The sequence below is a fragment of the Salinivibrio sp. PR932 genome, from assembly GCF_001996125.1.
Taxonomy (GTDB): domain Bacteria; phylum Pseudomonadota; class Gammaproteobacteria; order Enterobacterales; family Vibrionaceae; genus Salinivibrio; species Salinivibrio proteolyticus.
The window spans coordinates 22,716-30,971 of sequence record NZ_MUFM01000038.1; the positions used below are offsets into that span (position 1 = coordinate 22,716).

Here is an 8,256-nt window from a genome sequence, read left to right on the forward strand (position 1 = left end):
GTCATGAGAAAAGCACAAACGGGCAAATTGGGCTTAGCTTATGGACACCGTATCGCTGCTTACACAGGGCTGAGTGGACTCGCTTTTTTGGGGTTAACGCATAGTCATGAGCACACTCTCTTGGCAACACTAGCAATTTGCGCTGCAGCGCTGGGGCTATTGGTAGAAACCTTAGCCACTTCGACACCACGTTCGCAGCCTGACTAGGCTAACTCACTCAACAGCTACACTCACTCCCAGTTTTCTTGGGCTTCCCCGCTTTCGGAGCGGGATTTTTTTTGTCTGTACGTCACCAAAAAAAGCCAACCTCTTACAAAGATTGGCCTTTTTGCGTGGATTAGCCTTGGTGAGCAATATCAATAACCACGCGGCCTTTCACCTCGCCCTGAATAATTTTATCCGCATACTCTGGGGTTTGCGCCAGTGCGATAGTGTGGCATGCCTGTTCAAAGTAACTGGCTGGGAGCAGTTTGGTGAGTGACTGCCACGCAGCTTGACGTTGCGCTTTCGGGCAAGAAACGGAGTCAACACCTTGCAATCGCACATTGCGCAAAATAAACGGCATCACAGTTGCGGGTAAATCAAAACCGCCGGCAAGGCCACATGCGGCAACTGTGCCCCCGTACTGTATTTGTGAGAGGACATTGGCAAGCATTTGACTGCCTACGGTATCAATTGCGCCAGCCCACTGTTGCTTGTCCAGAGGGCGACCGGGTGCGCTAAAGGACTCACGCGGTAGTACGTCGTCAGCGCCTAGTTGTTTAAGCCACGCTTGGTTGGCTTCAAGTCGGCCTGTGACGGCACTGACGCGATAGCCTAAAGCATGTAATAAAGTGACCGCGACAGAGCCAACACCGCCACTCGCGCCGGTGACTAACACAGGACCATCTTCAGGTTTTACGCCGCCATCGATTAAGGCTTGCACACATAACATGGCGGTAAACCCAGCGGTACCTACCATCATTGCTTGTTGCGCAGTGAGCCCCTCAGGAAGGGGAACGAGCCAGTCGCCATTAACACGCGCTTTCTCTGCCATGCCACCCCAGTGTGACTCTCCGACGCCCCAGCCAGTCAGTACTACTTTGTCTCCGGGCATATAATCAGGATGCTGGCTATCGGCAACCGTGCCCGCAAAGTCTATCCCCGGCACCATGGGGAATTGGCGAACAATCTTACCTTTGCCGGTGATGGCTAGGCCGTCTTTATAATTGAGGGAGCTGAAATCAACATTGATGGTGACATTACCATCAGGCAGCAAATCGTCATCGAGTGAGGTGATCTTCGCGAGGGTTTGTTTTTCGTGTTGTTCGAGGACAAGCGCGTTAAACATGGCATTCTCCCGGTTGGAATAAGTGAGCGGCCATACTAGGCCGTGCGAATAAGCAACCACTTGCGTTACATCAATCACTATGCGATTGAACGCCGTTAGACGCAACCAAAAAAAAAGAGCGGTAAACACCGCTCTTTCATGGTCACAAGGAAGGCATTACACGCGCTCGAACACGGTGGCAATCCCTTGGCCTAAGCCAATACACATGGTTGCCAAGCCTATTGTCGCATCTTGACGCTCCATTTGATGTAACAAGGTGGTCGAGATGCGTGCGCCTGAACACCCTAATGGATGTCCTAACGCAATGGCACCACCATTGAGGTTAACCTTTTCATCCATTTTATCCATCAGGCCGAGATCTTTCACACAAGGCAAAGACTGGGCAGCAAATGCCTCATTCAGTTCGACCAAGTCAATGTCATCGATGCTTAGGCCCGCACGTTTGAGCGCTTTTTTGGTCGCTGGGACCGGGCCATAGCCCATGATGGATGGGTCACAACCTGCAACGCCCATCGCGCGGATGCGAGCACGAATTGGCAGGCCTAGCGCTTTGGCTTTCTCTTCGCTCATCACTAGCATTGCTGCCGCACCATCGGAAAGGGCCGATGAAGTACCTGCTGTCACTGTGCCGTTTGCCGGATCAAAGGCGGGACGCAAACCGGCGAGGCTCTCTACGGTGGTATCTGGACGAATCACTTCATCATTTTCCACCAAGGTGAGCAGGCCATCGGCATCGTGGCCTTCAATCGGCGCAATCTCGTCTTTAAAGCGGCCTTCAACGGTAGCGGCGTGCGCACGGGCATGGGAGCGCGCCGCAAACTCATCTTGCATTTCACGGCTAATGCCGTGCATACGGCCAAGCATTTCTGCGGTCAGTCCCATCATACCGGCGGCTTTGGCGACGGATTTTGACAGCCCTGGGTGGAAGTCGACGCCATGGTTCATGGGAACATGGCCCATGTGCTCCACACCGCCAATTAAAAAGGTATCGCCATCGCCAACCATAATGGCACGGGCGGCGTCATGGAGAGCCTGCATCGACGAGCCACACAGGCGGTTGACGGTGGTTGCACCCACGCTATGTGGAATGCCAGCAAGGAGTGCCGCATTACGGGCAATATTAAAACCTTGCTCGAGCGTTTGCTGTACACAGCCCCAGTAGATGTCTTCGATGCTGGTGCTTTCTACCGCAGGGTTGCGTGCCAGCAGAGATTTCATCAGATGCGCGGATAGATCTTCAGCGCGGACGTTGCGAAATACACCGCCTTTCGAACGGCCCATGGGGGTACGGATACAGTCAACGATCACTACATTGTTCATTGTTCTCTCCTTAAACTTAGGCTGATTGCGGTGCGTTGACCGGTGTAACATCAAAATAAGCCTGTTCGTCGCCAGCTCGACGTTTCATATCAGCGGGGACGTGATACAAGGCACCGAGATCCGCAAACTTTTCTGCCATGGCGACATAGTTTTCGACACCCAAGGTATCCACGTAGCGGAAGGCACCACCTCGGAATGGAGGGAAGCCGATACCGTAAACCAAAGCAATGTCTGCTTCTGCCGGAGAGGCAATGATGTTTTCTTCTAAGCAGCGGGCGACTTCGTTGATCATCGGCACCATCATACGAGCGATAATATCCTCGTCACTGATCTCTGCTTGACCACCTTCAATCACGGGGGCGAGCAACGCAGGGACTGCTTCATCGGCTTCTTTTTTCGGCTTGCCTTTTTTGTCTGTGGTGTAGCGATAGAAGCCTTTGCCATTTTTCTGACCAAAGCGCTCGGCCTCATACATCACATCAATGGCATCACGGCCAGATTTACTCATACGGTCTGGGAAGCCTTCTGCCATCACTGCCTGAGCATGATGTGCGGTATCGATACCAACCACATCAAGCAGATAAGCAGGGCCCATAGGCCAGCCAAATTGTTTTTCCATGATTTTGTCAATGCGCTGGAAGTCCACTCCGTCACGCAGTAGCAAGCTAAAGGCATGGAAGTAGGGGAACAATACGCGGTTGACGAAAAAGCCGGGGCAGTCGTTGACGACCACGGGCGACTTACCCATCTTGGCGGCGTAAGCCACCACGCGTGCGATAGTTTCATCAGAGGTTTTCTCGCCACGAATCACTTCCACTAATGGCATGCGATGAACCGGGTTAAAGAAGTGCATGCCACAGAAGTTTTCTGGGCGGGCCAAAGACTTGGCGAGGGTGTTAATTGGAATGGTAGAGGTGTTGGACGCAATGACCGTGTCGTCACTGACTAGCGCTTCGACTTCTTTGAGCACGCTCGCTTTGATTTTCGGGTTCTCGACTACAGCCTCGACCACGACATCGCTATGCTCAATGCCCGCATAGTGGAGGCTTGGGGTGATTGACGACAGCACTTGGCCCATTTTAAAGCCATCAATGCGACCGCGGCTAAGTTGCTTATTCAACAACTTGGTCGCTTCCGTCATGCCCAGTTCCAATGACTGGGGCGCGATGTCTTTCATCATTACCGGCACGCCTTTCAGCGCTGATTGATATGCGATACCACCGCCCATGATGCCTGCGCCGAGCACTGCTCCACGCTGCGTATCTTTACCTTGTTTGGCAGCTTTCTTTGCATTGCCCTTAATGACTTGGTCATTGAGGAAAATACCTACGAGGGCTTTGGCAACGTCAGTCTTGGCCAATTTAACAAAGTAACGGTTCTCAACCTCAAGCGCCTCATCACGTCCAAGGCTTGCGGCTTCTTCAATCGCCTTTACGGCCGCCATCGGGGCGGGGTAATGCTTACCAGCAACCTGAGCGACCATGCCTTTGGCCATGGTAAAGCTCATCGCCGCTTCGGTACGATTAAGGGCTAAAGGTTGTTGTTTTTGACGGCGGCGAGTTTGCCAATCAATCTTGCCTTCAATGGCTTGAGTAAGCATGGCTATCGCGGCATCACGCAGTTTGTCGCTCTCTACCACTGCGTCGACCAGCCCTTCTTTCAGCGCAGCACTGGCGCGCTTATCTTTTCCTGCGGTAATCAGCTCCATTGCGGTATCCGCGCCAACAAGACGTGGCAAACGAACAGTCCCCCCAAAGCCCGGCATAATACCTAGTTTGGTTTCAGGTAGGCCAATACGGGCGTCAGTGCTCGCCACGCGTAAGTCAGTGGCGAGTACGCACTCACAACCACCGCCAAGAGCATGGCCGTTAATGGCACTGATTGTTGGGAAAGGTAGGTCTTCCAAGCGGTTAAAAATAGCGTTAGCACGCGCCACCCAGTCAGACAGTTCCTGATCTGGCTTGGCAAACAGGCCGAGAAATTCTGTGATATCCGCGCCTACAATAAAGGCTGATTTGGCTGAGGTGAGTAGTAAGCCTTTAATGTCTTGGCCCGCAAGCGCTTCCAGCGCTTCGTTTAAGCTTTCTAGCGTTGCAAGATCCAGTTTGTTGACAGAACCTTGGCTGTCCAGCGTCAGTTCTGCAATGCCGTTATCCAATGCACGAACTGAAAGGTTATCTCCTTGGTAGATCATGGTCGTTCTCCACGTTGGCAGTACCATCCTGGTTGAAGAGTGTTCTGGTTAGACCAGATGCGACCTAGTGTGGATCATTGTTATAATAAATGACAACCAAAAGTTAAACGAATGTTTAAAATATGTGGTGTGAGTAGAAGCTTTACACTGCGTTATTCTCTGATGGGCTATGGTAGACTGACGGGGAAAAGTATTGGGTCGAGCTGTGTATGTCCATCACTCCCTATCGGGTTCCTGCTCAAACAGTCCGCTGTGAGCAGGAGATAAAGAAAAGTCGCTTCATTACCTACCTTGCTCATACGCAAGGAGAAGAAGACGCCAAACAATTTATTCAATCACTCCGTGAGACTTATCCAGATGCACGTCATCACTGTTGGGCATTCGTCGCGGGTCGGCCTGAATCCTCAGTACAGTGGGGATGTGGCGATGATGGTGAACCTGCAGGTACGGCGGGTAAGCCCATGCTCGCGCAGCTTTCTGGTGCGAATGTCGGTGAAATTTGCGCGGTGGTGGTGCGGTACTTCGGTGGGGTAAAGCTGGGTACTGGTGGCTTGGTGAAAGCATACGGAAGTAGTGTGCAACAAGCGTTGGCGATGATGGAAACGCGAGAAATCGCTGTCACGGTTCCTTACGTCTTAAGCTGTGAATATGCTCACATTGATACAATTGAATCCTTACTCAAGCAATACCACGGCGTTCAGCTTGATGCAGAATTCAGTCATAATGTGCGATTAACCGTGCGTATTGACGCACGATTTGTCGCAGATTTTCTAGAAGCATTAAAAAACCAGACCCGCGGTCAGGCCCATGTGTCTCCGCTGGAAAATGAATCAACGTCAGGCACCTAGCCTGCTTTACGTGTAACGACGAGACGTCAGTTGAATACTGTCGCCGATAAGAGGGCCACGTCAGGCTATGCAATTTCGTTCCATCACCCGCATCGTCGGCTTATTACTGGCCCTGTTTAGCATTACGATGCTCGCACCAGCGCTGGTCGCGTTTATATATCGAGACGGTGCAGGTTATCCTTTTGTACTGACCTTCTTTCTATTGCTTGCCGGCGGTGGGTTACTATGGTTTCCAAACCGTCGCAATAAACATGAGCTAAAAGCCCGTGACGGCTTTTTGATTGTAGTCTTGTTTTGGACGGTGATTGGCAGCGCGGGCGCGGTACCCTTGATACTCTCGGAGCAACCCGATCTCTCCGTCAGCGAAGCCTTTTTTGAATCTTTTTCAGGCTTAACCACAACGGGTGCAACCGTGATTGTGGGGTTGGATGAGCTTCCCAAAGCGATTTTGTTTTATCGTCAATTGCTACAATGGCTCGGCGGCATGGGGATCATTGTGTTAGCGGTGGCAATTCTGCCTGTGCTCGGTATCGGGGGAATGCAGCTTTATCGAGCAGAAATCCCTGGTCCTGTCAAAGATACCAAGATGACACCGCGAATAGCTGAGACAGCCAAGGTGCTTTGGTACATTTATCTGACCTTGACCGTGAGCTGTGCGTTGGCCTATTGGCTAGCCGGTATGTCAGCCTTTGATGCAATTGGGCACAGTTTTTCGACTGTAGCGATTGGGGGCTTTTCGACCCATGATGCCAGTATCGGACATTTTGATAGCACCGCCATCAACCTGATCACGGTTGTCTTTCTGCTCATCTCTGCATGTAATTTCTCGTTGCATTTTGCCGCGTTTGCCAATAATGGTCTGAACATTAAATTTTATCTCCGTGACCCTGAGTTTCGCGCCTTTTTGGTGATTCAGTTCTTGTTATGGCTGGTGGTCTTTACCATGCTAAGCGGGCACCAAGTGTACGACGGTCCGACAGAGACATTAACCCAAGCCTTGTTTCAGTCTGTCTCTATCTCGACCACTGCTGGCTATACCACGACGACGTTCGCCCATTGGCCGTTGTTCCTTCCAGTCTTACTCTTGTTTTCATCGTTTATTGGTGGCTGTGCTGGCTCAACTGGTGGCGGGATGAAGGTGATCCGTATTCTGCTGCTATCTCTGCAAGGAACACGGGAGCTAAAACGGCTAGTGCACCCTCGCGCGGTCTATACCATCAAAGTCGGGAATAAGGCGCTAAGGCAACAAGTGGTCGATGCCGTATGGGGATTCTTCTCGGCTTACGCGCTGGTCTTTGTCATTTGCATGTTGGCCTTAATTGCGACGGGGATTGAAGAATTAACCGCTTTTTCTGCCGTTGCTGCGACCCTCAATAACTTAGGACCGGGACTCGGAGAAGTGGCCGCTCACTTTGGTGATATTAATGATACGGCCAAATGGGTATTGATCCTCGCGATGCTTTTTGGCCGTTTAGAGATATTCACGTTATTGGTTTTATTTACGCCCACATTCTGGCGCAGCTAGCCGAATGGGGAAGGAGAGAACATGAGCGCGCAACAGGATGCAACGCAAAAGGTCTTACTACTGCACTCTAGCCGAGAAGGGCAGACCAAGAAGATCCTGCATTTTATCGAGAAGCAGCTGGGTGAGTCGGCGGAGTGTGAGATAAAGGATATTCATCAGCTTCCTCAGGTCGATCTCAGTGATTATGATCGCGTGCTGATTGGCGCGTCTATCCGATATGGCCACTTTAATAAAAAGCTGTACCAATTTATCAATACGCATGTTGAACAGCTCAAAGCGGCGAAAGCTGCATTCTTTAGTGTCAATCTCACTGCGCGTAAACCGGGCAAAGACACACCAGAGACCAGCGCTTATAGCCGTAAGTTTATCGAGAAGTCACCGTGGACCCCTGAACTGCATGGTGTGTTTGCGGGCGCACTCTACTACCCGCGCTATAAATGGTTCGATCGAGTGATGATTCGCTTTATCATGCATATTACGGGTGGGGAAACGGACACGACCAAGGAAGTGGAATACACGGATTGGCGTAAAGTGGCGGAATTCAGCGAGCAATTTGCCCGCTTTTAGGCCATAACGCTGATTGTTTGACCGAACGGCGGCTTTTTCTAAAAAAAGTCGCTTTTCCCTCTTGCCAAGGTGAGCAACTTCTCTATAATGCGCCTCCATCGACACGGCACACAGGGCAAGCGCTCAGCGGCCATGTCGGGGCAAAAAATCAAATAAAAATAAACGCTTGACGTAAGTTTTTAAATGATTAAGATAGCCCACCTACTTAACGCCGACAACGCGTTAGGGAAGTCAAAAAGAGGTTTTGTTTTAGCCGGTTGGCATCAACAAAAATATAAAATTTCTTCTTGACTTCATCGGCAAGGCGAGTAATATACGCAGCCCTGACCGAGCGAAGCAACGCTTCGCAAGTCAACGCTCTTTAACAATTTGACCTATGCAATCTGTGTGGGCACTCGTTGAGAATAGACAAAAAGATTTATTCGATGAACTGAGTGACCAAACGACAACTTTTATAGTTGTTCGGCACAGT

At 51.0% G+C, this 8,256-nt stretch carries 7 protein-coding genes; 4 read left to right on the forward strand and 3 right to left on the reverse strand.

Annotation, left to right across the window (positions count from 1 at the left end; all coding sequences use genetic code 11):
- Positions 1-3: 3 nt before the first annotated feature.
- Positions 4-207 (forward strand): hypothetical protein, encoded by a 204-nt coding sequence (locus tag BZG84_RS14335; RefSeq protein ID WP_077480202.1) that lies wholly within the window; start codon positions 4-6, stop codon positions 205-207.
- A gap of 130 nt (positions 208-337) precedes the next feature.
- Here BZG84_RS14335 and acuI read toward each other — a convergent pair whose 3' ends face one another.
- The 3 genes from acuI to fadB all read right to left on the reverse strand — a co-directional run bounded on the left by acuI (position 338) and on the right by fadB (position 4,844).
- Positions 338-1,330: an acrylyl-CoA reductase (NADPH) gene (acuI, locus tag BZG84_RS14340; protein ID WP_077678376.1), complete on the reverse strand. Its 993-nt coding sequence runs from the start codon at positions 1,328-1,330 to the stop codon at positions 338-340.
- A 156-nt stretch (positions 1,331-1,486) separates the two neighbouring features.
- Positions 1,487-2,650, reverse strand: a complete 1,164-nt coding sequence (gene fadA, locus BZG84_RS14345; protein WP_077480204.1) for an acetyl-CoA C-acyltransferase FadA — start codon at positions 2,648-2,650, stop codon at positions 1,487-1,489.
- A 16-nt stretch (positions 2,651-2,666) separates the two neighbouring features.
- Positions 2,667-4,844 (reverse strand): fatty acid oxidation complex subunit alpha FadB, encoded by a 2,178-nt coding sequence (gene fadB, locus BZG84_RS14350; protein WP_077678377.1) that lies wholly within the window; start codon positions 4,842-4,844, stop codon positions 2,667-2,669.
- Between the two features lie 209 nt (positions 4,845-5,053).
- Here fadB and BZG84_RS14355 point away from each other — a divergent pair, with 209 nt between their 5' ends.
- The 3 genes from BZG84_RS14355 to hemG all read left to right on the forward strand — a co-directional run bounded on the left by BZG84_RS14355 (position 5,054) and on the right by hemG (position 7,784).
- Complete coding sequence (locus BZG84_RS14355; RefSeq protein WP_077480206.1) at positions 5,054-5,692, forward strand: YigZ family protein; 639 nt, start codon at positions 5,054-5,056, stop codon at positions 5,690-5,692.
- Between the two features lie 67 nt (positions 5,693-5,759).
- Positions 5,760-7,217, forward strand: a complete 1,458-nt coding sequence (locus tag BZG84_RS14360; RefSeq protein ID WP_069586516.1) for a TrkH family potassium uptake protein — start codon at positions 5,760-5,762, stop codon at positions 7,215-7,217.
- A gap of 21 nt (positions 7,218-7,238) precedes the next feature.
- Entirely contained in the window at positions 7,239-7,784 is a 546-nt protein-coding gene (gene hemG, locus BZG84_RS14365) for a menaquinone-dependent protoporphyrinogen IX dehydrogenase (RefSeq protein WP_077480207.1), read from the forward strand.
- Positions 7,785-8,256: the final 472 nt, after the last annotated feature.

Coding starts and splice junctions, on each gene's coding strand:
- BZG84_RS14335 (WP_077480202.1), top strand. CDS start 4: ATGAGAAAAGCACAAACGGGCAAATTGGGCTTAGCTTATGGACACCGT.
- acuI (WP_077678376.1), bottom strand. CDS start 1,330: ATGTTTAACGCGCTTGTCCTCGAACAACACGAAAAACAAACCCTCGCG.
- fadA (WP_077480204.1), bottom strand. CDS start 2,650: ATGAACAATGTAGTGATCGTTGACTGTATCCGTACCCCCATGGGCCGT.
- fadB (WP_077678377.1), bottom strand. CDS start 4,844: ATGATCTACCAAGGAGATAACCTTTCAGTTCGTGCATTGGATAACGGC.
- BZG84_RS14355 (WP_077480206.1), top strand. CDS start 5,054: ATGTCCATCACTCCCTATCGGGTTCCTGCTCAAACAGTCCGCTGTGAG.
- BZG84_RS14360 (WP_069586516.1), top strand. CDS start 5,760: ATGCAATTTCGTTCCATCACCCGCATCGTCGGCTTATTACTGGCCCTG.
- hemG (WP_077480207.1), top strand. CDS start 7,239: ATGAGCGCGCAACAGGATGCAACGCAAAAGGTCTTACTACTGCACTCT.